Source organism: Methanoregula sp., assembly GCF_049510175.1.
GTDB lineage: Archaea > Halobacteriota > Methanomicrobia > Methanomicrobiales > Methanospirillaceae > Methanoregula.
Window position 1 is genome coordinate 101,698 of record NZ_JBEKZF010000004.1, and the last position, 15,492, is coordinate 117,189.

General features: G+C 53.3%; 14 protein-coding genes. 10 read left to right on the forward strand and 4 right to left on the reverse strand.

Annotated features, from left to right (window positions below):
- Positions 1 to 255 precede the first annotated feature (255 nt).
- The 4 genes from ABSG49_RS07205 to ABSG49_RS07220 all read left to right on the forward strand — a co-directional run bounded on the left by ABSG49_RS07205 (position 256) and on the right by ABSG49_RS07220 (position 3,517).
- Positions 256 to 708, forward strand: a complete 453-nt coding sequence (locus tag ABSG49_RS07205; protein WP_424025445.1) for a pyridoxamine 5'-phosphate oxidase family protein — start codon at positions 256 to 258, stop codon at positions 706 to 708.
- A gap of 135 nt (positions 709 to 843) precedes the next feature.
- Entirely contained in the window at positions 844 to 1,434 is a 591-nt protein-coding gene (locus tag ABSG49_RS07210; protein ID WP_424025446.1) for an SOUL family heme-binding protein, read from the forward strand.
- 72 nt (positions 1,435 to 1,506) lie between these two features.
- Positions 1,507 to 2,424 (forward strand): ATP-binding protein, encoded by a 918-nt coding sequence (locus ABSG49_RS07215; protein ID WP_424025447.1) that lies wholly within the window; start codon positions 1,507 to 1,509, stop codon positions 2,422 to 2,424.
- Positions 2,425 to 3,229: 805 nt separating this feature from the next.
- Positions 3,230 to 3,517 carry a hypothetical protein gene (locus tag ABSG49_RS07220; protein WP_424025448.1) on the forward strand — a complete coding sequence of 96 codons (288 nt, stop codon included), beginning with the start codon at positions 3,230 to 3,232 and terminating at the stop codon, positions 3,515 to 3,517.
- Between the two features lie 286 nt (positions 3,518 to 3,803).
- Here the strand turns inward: ABSG49_RS07220 and ABSG49_RS07225 are convergent, their stop codons facing one another.
- Positions 3,804 to 4,262, reverse strand: coding sequence for a DUF5683 domain-containing protein (locus ABSG49_RS07225; protein ID WP_424025449.1), 459 nt, complete (start codon positions 4,260 to 4,262; stop codon positions 3,804 to 3,806).
- A gap of 426 nt (positions 4,263 to 4,688) precedes the next feature.
- Between ABSG49_RS07225 and ABSG49_RS07230 the strand changes: the two genes are divergently transcribed.
- The 3 genes from ABSG49_RS07230 to ABSG49_RS07240 all read left to right on the forward strand — a co-directional run bounded on the left by ABSG49_RS07230 (position 4,689) and on the right by ABSG49_RS07240 (position 7,962).
- Positions 4,689 to 6,023 (forward strand): ABC transporter substrate-binding protein, encoded by a 1,335-nt coding sequence (locus ABSG49_RS07230; RefSeq protein WP_424025450.1) that lies wholly within the window; start codon positions 4,689 to 4,691, stop codon positions 6,021 to 6,023.
- 70 nt (positions 6,024 to 6,093) lie between these two features.
- Complete coding sequence (locus ABSG49_RS07235) at positions 6,094 to 6,972, forward strand: branched-chain amino acid ABC transporter permease (protein ID WP_424025451.1); 879 nt, start codon at positions 6,094 to 6,096, stop codon at positions 6,970 to 6,972.
- Between the two features lie 6 nt (positions 6,973 to 6,978).
- A complete protein-coding gene (locus tag ABSG49_RS07240) occupies positions 6,979 to 7,962 on the forward strand; it encodes a branched-chain amino acid ABC transporter permease (protein ID WP_424025452.1) in 984 nt (327 codons plus the stop codon).
- 972 nt (positions 7,963 to 8,934) lie between these two features.
- Here the strand turns inward: ABSG49_RS07240 and ABSG49_RS07245 are convergent.
- The 3 genes from ABSG49_RS07245 to ABSG49_RS07255 all read right to left on the reverse strand — a co-directional run bounded on the left by ABSG49_RS07245 (position 8,935) and on the right by ABSG49_RS07255 (position 11,536).
- Entirely contained in the window at positions 8,935 to 9,858 is a 924-nt protein-coding gene (locus ABSG49_RS07245) for a hypothetical protein (protein ID WP_424025453.1), read from the reverse strand.
- Between the two features lie 257 nt (positions 9,859 to 10,115).
- Positions 10,116 to 10,811, reverse strand: coding sequence for an ABC transporter ATP-binding protein (locus tag ABSG49_RS07250; protein WP_424025454.1), 696 nt, complete (start codon positions 10,809 to 10,811; stop codon positions 10,116 to 10,118).
- Positions 10,812 to 10,825: 14 nt separating this feature from the next.
- The gene (locus tag ABSG49_RS07255; protein WP_424025455.1) at positions 10,826 to 11,536 is read right to left on the reverse strand and encodes an ABC transporter ATP-binding protein; all 711 of its coding nucleotides are present in this window, start codon (positions 11,534 to 11,536) and stop codon (positions 10,826 to 10,828) included.
- 275 nt (positions 11,537 to 11,811) lie between these two features.
- On the opposite strand from ABSG49_RS07255, the gene ABSG49_RS07260 reads away from it, so the two are divergent.
- From ABSG49_RS07260 to ABSG49_RS07270, 3 genes are all read left to right on the forward strand, one after another.
- Positions 11,812 to 13,338 (forward strand): sodium:solute symporter family protein, encoded by a 1,527-nt coding sequence (locus tag ABSG49_RS07260; protein WP_424025456.1) that lies wholly within the window; start codon positions 11,812 to 11,814, stop codon positions 13,336 to 13,338.
- A gap of 65 nt (positions 13,339 to 13,403) precedes the next feature.
- Positions 13,404 to 14,720: a protoporphyrinogen/coproporphyrinogen oxidase gene (locus ABSG49_RS07265; RefSeq protein WP_424025457.1), complete on the forward strand. Its 1,317-nt coding sequence runs from the start codon at positions 13,404 to 13,406 to the stop codon at positions 14,718 to 14,720.
- Between the two features lie 65 nt (positions 14,721 to 14,785).
- Positions 14,786 to 15,484, forward strand: a complete 699-nt coding sequence (locus ABSG49_RS07270; RefSeq protein WP_424025458.1) for a glycosyltransferase family 2 protein — start codon at positions 14,786 to 14,788, stop codon at positions 15,482 to 15,484.
- Positions 15,485 to 15,492: the final 8 nt, after the last annotated feature.

Genomic DNA, 15,492 nt, shown 5'->3' on the forward strand with positions numbered 1-15,492 from the left:
TTCCCGCGTGTCTTTACATAGGTACCATATCGCCCTGCAATACGCGCGGAAACGCACATATCGTAACGACAGCCCAAAATCAGATTAACGGAAGCTGGTCGTATTATTGACAAGATCTCAAGTGCTTCCATCAGGTACCGGTACGAAGTGAAAACCAGGAGATTTCTCTGAATGATCAATTGCTTCATGTATACCTTACAAAAAATACTTAACGAGAGGTATTGTGTTATGGTAGATCCGGCAAAAATCCCCAAGATGGTGAAGGCAGAGTACGATGCATTGATCAAACGCCAGTATATTTCCCGTATCGCTTTTGAGGGGAAAGGTCATCCTTATATTGCGCCGTTTATGTATGTTTTCGATGGAAAGTACCTCTACTTTCTCTCCACGAAATACGGCAGGAAACTGGAGTATTTTAATGCAAATCCAAACGTCTCTGTCGAAATTGAGGATTATGCTCCCGACCTTTCTATGTTTACTTTTGTGAGTCTTCAGGGCAGGCTTGAAGAGGTTCTGGATCAGGAATTGAAAAAGAAGGTCCGGACACAGTTTGCCGCAATGATCACAAAAAACCGGCTTTCTTCCCATGTCCTCACTGCTCTTGGTCACAGCCCGGATGACCTGGTGGATGCAATTGTTCGCGAGGAGCGTTCGGTCGTCTGGAAACTGGTCGGGGTTAAGGATATCGTGGCACTAAAAAACGGTTAAGCCTCGCCCTTTTTTTCGGGTTTCAAAGGTATGCATTTCCATTGTGAGATAAGAGAGGGCGATCTTCAATATTTTCATAAAAAAACTGTCAGGATGCCGATTGTTTTTTTTACCTGCATCATCCTATAAGGGGATATGCGCACTTCGGTTCTGGTGGGTTCTTGCATCGTAATTATTCTGGCGCTGGCCCTGCTGTTTACCCTGCCTTCCACCGACACTATTCCCTACATTCTCAGAGGAAAGGCTGGAGAGATCGAGTTCCGGCAGTACCCTCTTCTGGTGCTTGCGACCGTTGACAACTCAGATAACGATTCCGGGTTCAACCTTCTTTTTGCCTACATCTCCGGCAGCAATAAAGCTCACAACACCATATCGATGACCGCTCCGGTAATAACGTCACAAACAATCGCGATGACTGCACCGGTTCTTTCCAATGCATCATCGATGTCATTTGTGATGCCTGCGGGAAAACCGAGGGAGGAGATCCCGGATCCCCTTGACAGCCGGGTGCGGATCGAGACGCTGCCCGGCCGGGAGATTGCGGTTATCCGCTTTAGTGGATATGCATCTCAGGACGATGTAAATGCTGCAGAATCGCGATTGAAGGAAGGTCTGAAAACTGCCGGGGTTACCACGGTTGGCGAACCGTTTCTGATGAGGTACAATCCTCCCTGGACCCCGGGGTTCCTGCGAAGGAATGAAGTGGGGATAGAAGTACAACGTTAATGTACCTCGTTCGATTCGGGTTCCGGAAGATTGATACCCTGATCGGATCATATCCCTCGCGGGAGATCTGCCATGAAGCGGAAGATCATCAGCATCGATGAGAAGAAATGCACGGGCTGCGGCCAGTGCATCCCGGACTGCCCGGAAGGGGCGCTCCAGTTGATCGATGGGAAGGCCCGGCTCGTCAGCGACCTCTTCTGCGACGGACTCGGCGCCTGCATTGGCACCTGCCCCGAGGGGGCGATCTCTGTTGTCGAACGAGTGGCAGTACCGTATGACGAGGAGATTGTGATGAAGAATATCGCAAAGCAGGGAGCATCCGTCATCAAGGCACATCTTGAACACCTCGCAGCCCATGGCCAGACTGCGTTTTATAACCAGGCAATTGAGTACCTGATCGAGAACGATATCCTCATCCCGGATCATACGGCACCGGAGCGCAGGAATGCATCCGCATCCGCTGGTATGGTACACCCCATGGCGGGCAGAACCGGGGAGGGTGTCTGCCATCCGGAACCCCACGCCCCGCATCCTTTCGATGGCTGTCCCGGCTCAGCTGCCCGAAGTATTCCACGGAACGGAAACCGTGCCGGCCCCCGGCAACCGGTTGGCGGGAAAACGTCATCTGAGCTCCGGCAGTGGCCGGTCCAGCTTGCACTCCTGAACCCGGCCGCCCCGTACTTCGACAATGCGGATCTCCTCATCTCCGCGGACTGCGTCCCGTTCGCGTATCCAGGGTTCCATGCGGAATTCCTGAAGGGGAGGATCCTGATCATCTTCTGCCCGAAACTCGATTCGGACATTGACGGGTATATCGAAAAACTCGCAGAGATCCTCACTCAACATACAATTCGTTCGATCATAGTCCTCCACATGGAAGTGCCGTGCTGCAGCGGGGTACGATACGTCGTGGACCGGGCGCTCGTGAGGGCCGGGGTCACGGTCCCGGTTGAGGAGAAGACGGTGACGATTGAGGGGAAGGTTGTGTAACCGGACGTTGCTCCCCGCTGCTGCTCATTTTTCCGGGAATATGTTTTTACATCACTCTTCAGATTCCACACCGTTCTCCCACTCAGGTCCGGTTTTCTGGTACGGACCGGGCTGTGAATCAGGCATCCCATAAACGGACCCGGATTTTATCAACCGATACGGGCAGCCAATTGCATAATATTAACTCTCAGGTTTAATGATCCATGTTCCTGGTAGGTATATTTGCCCTGGTGCATGACTTCAATTTATACGGTACAGTGGGGAGGATAGGCACAGGTCAACTGACCATCAACAGTTGCCAAAAAGGAGAAGATGCACTATGAAAATACTCAGGAGTCCTTTCGTGATTTTGGCGGTCCTGTGGTGTGCAGCCGTGGTACTCGTACCGGTTGCACTTGCGCAGGAATCCGGCACCGGGACCAGCCAGGGCCCGGGAGGTTTTGGCCACGGGTCCGCCACAGGGATCATGAACGTAATGCCACAAGCACCAACCGGAGGAACGGGAAACACCATGAGCCCCGGCGGACCTGGTAACGGACATAATGACAGGAATATAACTGCAGGCGCCCCAGCTTCCGGAGGTTCGGGAGGAGCGCCATTCTCTGGCGGGCCTGGAAACCCACAGGGAACCGGGAACTCAACAATGCCACTACCACCATCCGGTCAATTTGGAAATATGACCAGCTTTGGCAGCCCCGGTGAATCACGGGGAAGCGGAAACATAACTCCCCCGGATTTGCGGAACCAGAGTTCCGGTGCAATGATGGGCCCGGGTAACGGAGCTTCGGGAATGGGTGGCGGGAACATGACCCCCCCGGAATTCGGTAACCAGACATTAGGCAATATGACCGCTCCTGGCATGATGGGTGGCCCCGGCCTGAATGGGAACATGACGCACCGGGCCTTTGGAAACCAGACCTATGGCAATGCAACAGCACCGGCCGATCGGCCGGAGGGTGCGCAGGGAGGACCGAACCCGGCGGCACAGCCTTCCGGCGGCCAGTCTTCAGGACAGACACAACAGCAGTCAAAGGAAGATGTTATTGCTGACCTGATCAGCCGGTTGCAGGCACTGTTGTCCGGTAAAACGTAACAGTTTACCAAAAACCTGCAGGGGGAATTATCCCTCTCCCGGTTATAGGACGGGAGAATAGTGTATATGCATATCGCGTGGTGCACCCGGATTCACGGGATTTTCAGTGGGCAGAAGATCACGGACCTTGCCCGGGCCACGGGCCCGTTGCCGTTTTTGCTCTGGGTGTATTATGCCTCATAATGCTTTGAGTGCGAAAGATTTTAGCAGTTATACATTTTTTTATTGAGGGGGAATTCTGGGGATGCCGTACATCGATAAAAGCATATTCTGACAGTCGGGCCGATCAGAACAACCCGTTGGACTCAAACAGTTTATGGTAATTTCCGGTGTCAAGCGTGCCAACCTGGGACATCAGGCTCGACATTGCCATCATAATCATGATTAAAATCGCAACAATCACGATCAGGGCAAACACAATAAACAGAACCATGTGAACCGTCCGGGTCTCACGGGAGGGGACCTCGCCGGAGTTCATCTTTCCCGCAACGGAATACGCATCGTACATTGCATAGAGCCACACGATGAGGCCGGGGATGAGGAAGATGAACAGTCCCGCAAGGGTGAGAAGAAAGAGGACAAACCCTTTTGCGGTCTCGCCATTATAGACCTGCCCGAGGCCCGGAAGAAAGGAGGAGCAGAACCCTGCTACCATCATGCTCTTATGAGGCCGGGGCGGGCCTGTATAATATCCCCGGTGCTCGACCGCATATCCCAAGTACCCGGCCGGAATGCTCCCGTCCATCCGGGCACCGCATCCGCTGCAGAACCGCGGAGACTCCTCGTTTGATTCCTTACCACAGTGCGGACAACATTTGGACATGCAGGTACTCTTAAAAGCTGATTTAACCGGCACGTTAATAATGTCTTGTCATAGAGAGAAAGCGACAGTCCTGATACCGCAGTCTCGTGGAACATGAACGATCGTTACCCGTTTGCAGGAAAAAATGTTCGCGGTATTCCGGGAATTCCCCGGGCAGAAGGGGATGCATTTCTCTGTTCGAAATATCCGGTCGTTAAGAACGTTCGCCAATACGATACTAATATCATTCTGAAAAAAACGCCGGCAGTCCCCGGGCGATAGTTCTCATAAAATAATAAGCGATATTCTTTTTTAGTCAACTATCGATAATGATCTTGCCATGCTATATCATAGCATAGGGGGTCTGAAATGAAATACCCGGTTCTCTTTATCGCGGTCCTGCTCATCATGGCCGCACTTATTGCCGGCTGTACCCAGCAGGCATCTACGCAGCAGCAGACAACATCGGTGTCGCAAGGCGTCATCAAGGTCGGGGTCATCGCATCGCTGACGGGTCCGGCGAGCAATGTCGGCACCAGCATGTGGCAGTCGGCACAGGTCGCAGCCGATAAGATCAACGCCAATGGCGGCGTGACCCTCAAAGACGGTTCGAAAGCCCAGCTCAATCTCGTTGTGGGTGACGATGAGTCCACCGCGACGGGTGGCCAGAAGGCCGCGACCAAGCTCATCACCGATGACAAAGTAGACATTCTTGTCGGCGGATACTCAAGCGCGGTCACTTCTGCGTACGAGCAGACCATTGCCGACAACAAGATCCCGTTCATCGTAACTGGAGCGTCAAGCCCAATTATCACCCACCGGACGGATGGTATCGATACCAGTTACATTTTCCATCACTGCCCGACAACCGATACCTACGGACATTACACCACGACGTTCATCGACCAGGTTATCCGTCCTGCCGTTAATAAAAAACTCAACGCTTCAAATGATCGCCCGTTCCGGCTTGCCCTGCTTTACCAGAACACGGCCTTCGGGAAAGGGATCCAGACTGCAGTGAACGACACCATCACGAAAAACCAGCTCAATATTGTCCTTGTCTCCCAGCAGAGTTACACGATGGGGGATAGCGATTTCCGGACCCAGCTGACCGCGATCAAGGCAGCAAATCCTGATGCCCTGTATCTCGGTGCGTTCCCGAATGAAGGCGCCCCGGCAATTACGCAGGCACGCAGGGATATCGGCCTCAACACCATCTTCCTCTCACCTGAGAACAATGACAATGCCCAGTTCTACAAAGATCTCGGCCAGTATGGTGAAGGATCGATCATCGAAAGCCGTTTCTCACCCTATACTGCTCCTACGGGACCCGTCACTGACGATCAGGCCGCGTTCAAGCAGGCATACTTCGCCAAGTTCGGAACCTACCCGGACATGATGGGTGCTTCTACCTATGATGGAGTTTTCATCGCGGCAAAGGCAATTGGCAATGCCGGGACCACGGACAAGGCCGCGGTGAAACAGGCGCTTGTCAACCTGAATATGCCCCAGGTTATCGAGGCGATGAAGAACCAGACCATCTCGTTCTCACCGGACTTCCGTGAGTCGGGATTCGACCTCTGGATGGAGCAGCTCGCGTTCAACCAGACCCTCGGTGAGCCACGACCTTCGATCGTCTGGCCGGACAACCTCAAGACAACGGACTTTGTCCTGCCATCCTGGTACACAGCCGGCAGCGCGTAAATCCTTGAACATCCTTTTTTATTAGAAGCCGTCTGATTTTATTGCATAGCGGGATGGGGACCGGAACGCGATGGATAACCTTGGGATCTTTCTTCAGATCATGTTCTGGGGGCTGTATGCCGGCTGTATCTATATCCTGCTCGCCACCGGCCTGAACCTCATCTTCGGGGTCATGAAGATCGTCAACTTCGCGCACGGGGAATTCCTGATGATCGGTGCGTATATTACCGCGACGATCTTTTTCCTGACCGGGATCAATCCCTATGTTATTATCCTGTTGTCCATGCTCGTGCTCATCGGCATAGGGGCGGTTGTCGAACGGCTCTGTTTCCGGCCGATCCTCGGCACCGGCAAACTCAACGAGATCTTCCTTTCAATCGGGCTCATCTATATCTTCCAGAACGGTGCCGCGATGATATGGGGCGATGCCTGGCAGAGCGTCAGGAGCCCTTATGGCGGCATCGAGGTCCCGGTCGGCCCGCTCAGTATCCCGCTCGACTACATCATCATCATAGTTTTTACTGCGATGATCCTGGTCGCCCTCTACCTCTTTCTCAGGAAGACGAGGACCGGCATGGAAATGCGGGCGACAAGCCAGAACCGGAAAGGGGCGATGCTCGTCGGAATTGATGTCGAGCGGATCGACATCATCAGTTTTGGCCTCGGGTGCGCACTCGCGGCTGCGGCAGGGACGCTCTGGGTGGTGAGCGGGCAGGTCTTCAACCCGTACATGGGCTCGATCCCGGCAGTGAAGGCCTTTGCCATCATCATCATCGGAGGGCTCGGCAGCATTCCGGGCGCAATCATCGGAGGGCTCCTGATGGGCATTGCCGAGAACGGTGCGGCGTTCCTTCTCGGCGGGATATGGAAGGACGCGGTCTCGTTCATTATTCTGATTGTCGTGCTCGTGATACGGCCAACCGGTTTGTTCGGCGAGAAGGGAGAGTAAAGGATCGTGAATTTCAGGGAGGATGATCTGACAAAATACGGGCTCGTTGCCACGCTCGCCATCGCCGCGGCCTTACCTTTCCTCTCGGACAGCATGTTTCTCCTGAATCTTCTCGTGCTGATGCTTATCTTCATCATCTTTGCATCGGCATGGAACCTGCTCGCATTCTCCGGGCAGGGATCCCTCGGCCACGCTGCATTCTTCGGCATCGGCGCGTATGCCTCGACCCTGATTGCGGTACACAGCGGGATCTCCCCGTTTATTACCATCTTTCTCGGGGCCGCAGTCGCTGCGTTCATCGGTATCCTCATCGGGCTCACCTGTGTCCGGCTCAAGGAGTGGTTCCTCGCGATGGTCACGTTCGGGTTTGCCATCATCGTCCAGACCTTAACGGTCAGCGTGCTTGCGCCGGTCACCGGTGGCTGGGACGGGATCGCCTCGCCCCGGCTCATAAGTCCGGCCATCCCCGGTTACCAGCTCATTGAATACTACGCGGTTCTCGCCATCACGATCGCTTCCCTGATCGCGATCTGGTATATTATGAAGTCCCGGATCGGTCTTGCGTTCCTCGCGATACGGGAGAACGAGCTGGAAGCCCGGACTGCCGGGGTCGATCCCGTCCGTTACCGGCTCCTCGCGTTTGCCCTGAGCGCTTTCCTCGCCGGCATCGCAGGGGCGCTGCAGATCCACCATATCGGTTATCTGACCCCGGAACTGTATGGCGTCGACAACTCGTTCTGGCCGATTACCTATGTAATCCTTGGCGGCCTCGGCACGCTTGCAGGACCGGTCATCGGTACGATTGTCCTCACGGTCATCTGGGAAGGGCTGAAAACAACAGGACTCACCTTCGGGCGGTATGTCATCGTCGGCCTCATCCTTATCCTCACGATCATCTTCCTGCCCAAAGGGCTCGTGAACCTGCCGGAGAGGATCCGGACATGGCGGGAGGGCCGGAGGAAGAAAGGTGTGGGCGGGGACAGGGTGTGAGATTTTTTCGCTAGTGATCTTTTTTATCATTTTTTGTTTATGGAAAGATTTTTGTTTTTTTAAATCTCCATGAAATTTTTTCAAAAATTTTTCCGGAAAATTTTCTGAAATTTTCTTTTGGAAAGATTTCTTCACGGTCTTTAACTTTATCACTACCCCTGCCAAATCACCCTCCAGATCCGAGACACTGAGGGACATACATTCCCCACTTTATGATTCTCCGTCAGAGACTTCCTTCCGAAAAAGAGGGTGATGCCCCCTGGGAGGCAGTAATTCGCAAAAATGAGGCACTAATTCCCCCGTTTTTACTCATTTTTACGTCGGAGAAAGGGAGGTCATATTTAGCAGTGTTCCAGAAGGCGATCCCGATCCGGATCGACCATTAGTGGGTTAAAACGAAAAGAACCCCTGTTTTCAGGAAGGCGGGTATGACCGTCGAAGAGTCCTTTGGACTCTTCTCCTCCTCCAAGTCTGATGACCTGTCGGACGTCGGAGAAAATGAGTGAGCCGAAATTGTCTTCGTCGGAGAGTGGCAGGTGTCGATCAGATTACAGATAGGAACCTGGGGGTTATGCCTTTATCAGTGGGGGGTCTGGCCCGGGGTCTGAACCGCACCTGCTCACAAGATCTGTTTAACTTTTTACAGCCAGACCCTGCTGAAAAATTTTTGAGCAAGGGTCGATTGAAAATTTTCGATCGCGAAAACGATCGCGTTTGAAAAATTTTAAACGCAAAAATGATCGCGATGAAAAAATTTTGATCACGATCATTCCATAAATCCGGAAGGTGCTCACGTCTGGCAGACCTTTATTTCCTCTGGAGATTTTTCACACTCGCAACCGCGATAACGATCGCGTTTGAAAAATTTTAAACGCGATCATTGGGTCGATTGAAAATTTTTGATCGCGATCATGATCGCGATCGTAAAAAGTTAAACATGTTTGAATCGGAAAAAGTTAAACCAATGTTCCATTACCCTTTTTTTATGCAAATCGCCCTGAGAATTCCAACAACAGCCACAGCCATTATCGGTACTGCCGGAGAAAATGGGGCAGGGGATGGCGGAATCGGAATTTCAGTAGTCTGGTTTAAGGACGCTGAGATGGTTGATGTCGGCGATGGAATCTGAGTCGATAATGGCGTTGAAGGTTCTTTTGATTTTGCAGGAAAAATTGTTAAATTCTGATACCGGGTTACATTATATTCCCAGGTGACTTCCACACCATAATTACCAGGCGGGAAATTTGCAGCTGTGAAGGTAAACCAGCCTTGGACGCGATGACCCGGCGACCAAAGAGTTGGTGTAATATTACAGGACCAGAAATTCATTCCATTTTCTCCCGATTGGATCGGAATAGTGCGATAAAAATTAGGTCCTCCTCCACCAGGTTCATAACCATCCTCAATTACCACAGAAAGATTGCCCCCAACCGGCAAATTTGTCGTGCCATTAACAAAAAATACATCACTAACAGTATGATTACCGATGGGATCGATCGTGATAAAAGGGGTAGTGTCTGGAACCATTGTAAAATGTTGGAATGCGGAAACTTCGGGTACTATATTTATTGCTGTAATTTCAGCGACATATTCGTCAGGTTTCCAATAACCGTCAGTAACATTAACTGACCAATAATTCGTTGTATTCCTCCCGGAGACTATCGGAACCTTGTAAATAACAATACCCGGCTCTCTTCTACCTTTCTGCATCATTATAGAATGGAAAGGTTGTACAAATACTGCAAGATTTTCAGAAACCGGCAAATTCGTAGTCCCGTTGATAAAGAACACATCGCCAATTGTGTGGTTCCCTATCGGGTCAATCGTTATAAACGGGGCTGTGTTGGGAGTTACATTCGCGTCATCAGCACTTGCTATCGGGACAATAATTATCACTACAAGGAGGATGGCAAGAAATAGGAGTCCCGATACCCGCATTGTAATATTCTATTATTATATTTTCTATCTAAATCAATCGATTACACTTTGGCTCTGCGGGATTCTATGAAAAAGTCCGGATTTCAACTGAGCCATTTTTTATTTATTCGCGGTCGACAGTGTGTTATTAAAAAAACTCCGGACATGTCCCGGAAGAAATGACCGGTAAAAAAAATCTGGTAGAATCGTAACAGTTCCCGTGAGACCGCCTCGTTTCAGAACCCTAAGTACGCCTTCTGTATGTGCGGGTCGCGCATGAGCTCCTTTGCCTTCCCCTCTTTGACGATTCTCCCATTCTCGAGCACATACCCGCGGTCGCATATATCGAGCGCGTGCCGGACATTCTGCTCAAGCAAGAGGATGGTCATCCCTTCCCGCCCCAGCTGCTCGAGGGATCTGAAGACCTGCCCGACGAGAATGGGCGAGAGCCCGGTCGAGGGTTCGTCAAGGATGAGGAGCCGGGGCCTGGACATAAGCGCCCGGCCGATCGCGAGCATCTGCTGTTCGCCGCCACTCAGCGTCCCGGCCTGCTGGTGTTCGCGCTCCCGCAGGATCGGGAAGAGCTGGTAGATATGTGCAAGGGTTTTCCCGGTTTCGTTTGGGCCGATTCCACCGAGACGAAGATTCTCGCTGACCGGCATCTTCGGGAAAATCTCGCGTTTCTCCGGGACGAGCGCAAGCCCTTTCCTGAAGAGATCGTAGGGATGCCGGCCGAGAATATCTTCTCCATCGAAGACAATCGAACCCGAGGCGTTCCGGTTGAGCCCGATGATAGTCTCGACCGTTGTCGTCTTACCGGCACCATTCGGCCCGATCAGGGTCACAAGTTCGCCCTTCTCCACCCGGAGGCTCATGTCCCAGACGACCTGCAGGTTCCCGTGAAAGACGTTGAGGCCGGTCACCGTGAGCATATTTTTTCCCTCCCCTAAAACGCGTTGAAGTCACCGAGATAGGTATCGATGACCCGCTGGTTATTCACGACTTCGTATGGTCGGCCTTCGGCAATCTTCTCGCCGTGATCGAGCACGACGATACGGTCGGAAACCCCCATGATGACGCTCATGACGTGCTCGATGATAAGGATGGAGATTCCCCGGTCCCGGATCTTCCGGATCAGCTCCACGGCCTCGTTGCTCTCCTTCGGATTGAGACCGGTAGTCAGTTCGTCAAGCAGGAGGAGTTTAGGGCCTGACGCAAGTGCCCGGGCGAGCTGCAGGCGCTTGAGCTCGACGACATTGAGGTTCCGGTTGAGGGTTTCGGCTTTCTCGGGCGGGAAGTTGACTTCTGCGAGGATCGAAAGCGCAAAAGACTGTGCCTCTTTCATACCAGGCGCCGTGTCATTCCCGAAGAGGACACCGATCATCACGCACTCCTTGGCAGTCAGGTTGGGAAAAGATTCGGCGATCTGGAAAGTCTTTGCAATCCCTTTCCGGCAGATCCGGTCCGGTTTCATACCGGTGATGTCCTCGCCGCAGAACGAGACCGTCCCGGTAGTCGGGGGGATGATACCGGAGATAATATTTAAGAGTGTGGTCTTCCCGGCACCGTTCGGCCCCACAAGACCGACAATCTCGCCGTTTCCTATCTTCAGGTCTACCGTATTCACTGCAGTAAGGCCGCCGATCTGTTTGGTCACTGCCGAGAGACTGAGCGTGCTTTTATAACCCCCATAGAAACCGTTTTTATCCGCTGTGTTCTAAGTTCGCAAGCGGAGTATTAAACATATTTCGGCAACGGATCACCGGTCCGTTCTTCATCACATTTCGAACGTGTTATATGTTAGCATACCACAAAATATTTGGATCACATGTTTGGATTGCCTGATATTACCATTATTGCCGTCGGCGGGGTTGTACTCGTCGTCATCGTAGCGCTGCTTTACTGGGGACTGACCTTCCGGGGGCATGACTGATGGCTGCGGATCTCATCACCATCGGCGTCATTGTTATCTATTTCCTTGTCATGCTCGGTATCGGGGCATGGGCCTCGAAGAAGATCAAGAATACCGAGGATTATCTCGTGGCCGGGCGCCAGCTCGGTTTCTGGGTCTTCATCCTGCTGATGATCGGTACGGTCGCCTCGGGGATGTCCCTTCTCGGGGTCTCGGGACTCGGCTTCAAGGCCGGCTGGCCCACGATCTGGGAGCAGATATTCGTCCCGCTCTCCATCGGGTTCTGCATTATCTTCTTTGGCGTGAAACTCCACAACGTGGCAAAGACTGCCGGTTACATTACGGTGCAGGATTACCTTGCCCACCGGTACGAGAGCCCGGTCGCTCTCCGGACCCTCTCCGCGGTGGCCGGCATCATCGTCTCGTTCATCTACCTTGTCGGCCAGTACTCGGCAATTGCGATCGTCCTCATGTGGCTCTTTGCCATCCCGCTCTGGCTCGCGCTGGTCATCGCCACGCTCATCACTACGGTCTACACCGCGATCGGCGGGTTGTACGCGGTGGCGTGGGCATCCCTTATCCAGTCCATCATCCTCATCGTCGGTGTCCTGATCATGGCCCCGGTGATCATCTTCTATGCCGGTGGATTCGATCATGTGAACACCTATCTTGCGGGCGTGAACCCGAACCTTGTCATGCCATGGATGCCTTCCGGGACTTTTGGGATCCCGTACGTGATCTCTTTCGCCATTCTCCTGATGGTCGGCCTTGCCTGCGCACCGCATGTCATCAATAACGTGCTGGCGATCAAGGACGTCAAGTACTTAAAGTGGGCCCCGCTGGTCGCGTTCCTGATCTACGGTGCGGTTATGTTCCTGCTGAAGTTCACCGGTTTCGCTGGTGCAGTTATGGTCAAGGAGGGCGTCTTCACCCTCCCGAACGTGCCAAATGCCGGAGACTTCGTGATCCTGTATGGTATCCAGAATTCGATGCCGATCATGGCGCTCTGGGCGGTCTTCGCGGTGATCGTCCTCGCAGCCGTCATGTCCACCACGGACCGGCTGATGCTCACGATCGGCGCGATGTGCTCATGGGATATCTACAAGAAAGTCCTCAAACCGGATGCGGATGACAAGACCGTGCTCCTCCTCTCCAAGATTGTCGTGGTCCTCTCGGCTCTCTTCACCATGCTGCTTGCCATCAACCCACCGGAGATGCTTGCGATCCTGATCTGGATGGGTATCGGCGTCATGCTCTCGACTTTCGCGGTCCCGCTCCTTTCCGGATTGTACTGGCGGGGGGCCACCCGAGAAGGGGCGCTTGCGGCGATGGCACTCGGGCTCGTCACTTCCCTCACGTTCGGTATGCTCAACTATGTCAAGGCAACGGCGTTCGGGATTGATTTCGGGACGATCCCGCTCCACTTCTCGGCCTACTCGTTTATCATCGCCATCATCGCGATGGTCGTTGTCAGCCTTCTTACGAAAAAGACAACAGACAAAGTCCTTGACGAAACACAGACCGGCTGGTACATTTCAAAACAATAAAATTTCCCCTCTTTTTCACACCGTCACGGTGAACCATATAAATCCTGCACGCTAACGTATGTGCAGTGACGACGGCAATCCTTGGCGGCGGCCTCGCAGGCCTGACACTCGCCCGGCTCCTGCACGAGAAAGGAGAACAGGTCATGGTCCTTGAAGCGGAGCCGGAGTACGGCGGTCTCTGCCGGTCGAAAACAACGCACGGGTTTACGTTCGATATTGGCGGGTCCCACATCATCTTCTCCCGGGATGCTGAAGTTCTTGCGTTCATGCGCCGGATGATTGCGGCAAACGAGCAGCGGAACAACCGGAACACGAAGATCTTCTACAAGGGCCGGCACGTCAAATACCCGTTCGAGAACGGGATGTACGACCTCCCGATGGAAGACCGGTTCGCATGCATCAACGGGTTCATCAGGAACCTGATCGCAGTCGAGAAAGGGGACATAAAAAGGCCGGAGAACTTCAGGGAGTGGATTTACTATACCTTCGGCCCGGGCATTGCCGAATGCTACATGGTGCCCTACAACGAGAAGATCTGGAAATATCCCACAGAGAAGATGTCGCTCCACTGGGTGGACGGCCGTATCCCGCGCCCGCCGGTTGAGGATATCGTCAGATCGGCAATCGGGATCGAGACCGAGGGCTACACGCACCAGGCAGTCTTCTCCTACCCGCTTGACGGCGGGATTGAGGCACTTGTCCGGGCCATTGCACAACCAGTGGAGAAGTGCGTCCGCACCGGCTTCCGGGTCACATCCGTAAAAAAGGCCGGAAACAGGTGGCGTATCAGCAATGGCACGGAAACCCTTGAAGCCGACCGGGTGATCTGTACGATACCGGTCCAGCACCTGCTGCCCTGTCTCGATCGCGTCCCGGCATCGGTCAAAGATGCCTGCCGTGCGCTCACGTACAACTCCCTTATCTGTGTCAATATCGGCATCAGGGGAACGCTGCCCGCAATCTCCTGGATGTACATCCCGGACAAAACCCTCGGCAGAACTAACCGCGTCTCCTTTCCGTCCAACTTCAGCCAGCATGCCGCTCCGGAAGGGTGCAGTTCCATCCTTGCCGAGATCACCTACCAGCCGGGCGACGAAGTCGGCCGTCTCCCTGATGACGAGATCCTCAGGGAAGTGACGGACATGCTCGCATCCATGCAGGTCTGCACCCCGGACAAAGTTGTCTTCTCTTCCGTGGAACGCCAGCCGTTCGCGTACGTCGTGTATGATCTTGCATACCAGCAGAATATCGCCACGATCCGGGACTACTGCGCGGGAATCGGCATCCCGCTAGTCGGCCGGTTTGCCCAGTTTGAGTACCTGAACATGGACGGGGTCCTCCGGTCCGTCTTCGATTTTGTGGCACATGACAAACCAGCCTGAACTGGTTTGTGCATCACGCTTATTATCAGATAAACCCAAAAATGAGAGAGGAGTCCTGCATCCAGATGATATCGGTAATCATCCCGACCTTCAACGAGGAAGAAAATATCGCACAGTGCCTGGTCTCGCTCTGCCACCAGACCGTTCCCCGAAACGATTACGAAATTATTGTAGTCGACGGGGGATCAAAAGACGCAACCTGCGAGATTGCGAAAAAATATGCGGACATAGTCTTCACCCAGACCAGCAAAAAAGTCGGAGGTGCCCGGAACGATGGGGTGAAAGAGGCAAAAGGGGACATCATCGCCACCACTGACGCGGACTGCATCCTCCCGCCCACCTGGATCAAGCGGATTGGTACGAACTTTGCCGACACCGAAGTAGTCCAGCTCTATGGCCCCGTGTACCCGATCGAGGAAGGGCTCCGCAACCGCTTCTCGCTCCTTCTCGCCAACACGTTCTCCCGGATCGGCTACTACAGTCAGACCTTTTACTACACGCTCGGGTGCAATACCGCATTCCGTAAGGAGGCTTTCATCCGGGCCGGCATGTACCGCTGCATTGACGCCGGGGACGACCTCGAGATCGCGATGCGGATGAAAGACCTCGGGACGATAAAGTTCGACAGAAAACTGAAGGTCGGGTTTTCGATGCGGCGCTACAAGCAGTTCGGCACCATGCAGTCCCTGTACGAGTGGGTGTATATCGTTGCTGACGGCGGCGAGACGGACAAATACTCCTATACCCAGAAAAAATACAAATGAATGCTGTA